Source organism: Arthrobacter sp. 10T425, assembly GCF_056393985.1.
In genome coordinates, this window is record NZ_JBFTGZ010000118.1 from 1 (window position 1) to 379 (window position 379).

General features: G+C 70.4%; 1 pseudogene. It reads right to left on the reverse strand.

The features are described 5' to 3' along the window. A pseudogene (locus AC1DDH_RS20790) lies at nt 1–379 on the reverse strand (bifunctional D-altronate/D-mannonate dehydratase); the annotation flags it as partial.

The window sequence follows — 379 nt, forward strand, 5'->3', positions numbered from 1 at the left end:
GGGCCGCGACGCCGTAGACGGCCTTGATCCCGGGCACCGCGGTCTGGATCCGGATCGACTTGTAGCCCAGTTCCAGGTGCTCACGGACCGAATCGAACAGGGACGGCAGGTCCGCGCCGGAGGCGTGCCCGTAGGCGCGCAGCCCGTTCCGGGACGCCCCGCCCAGGAGCTGGTAGACCGGCATCCCGGCGAGCTTGCCCTTGATGTCCCACAGCGCCATGTCCACCGCGGCGATCGCGGCCATCGTGACCGGGCCGCGGCGCCAGTACGAGGACCGGTACAGGAACTGCCAGGTGTCCTCGATCCGGTGCGGGTCCTTGCCGATCAGCAGCTGCGCGACGTGCTCCTTCAAATAGGCGGCCACGGCGAGCTCGCGCCC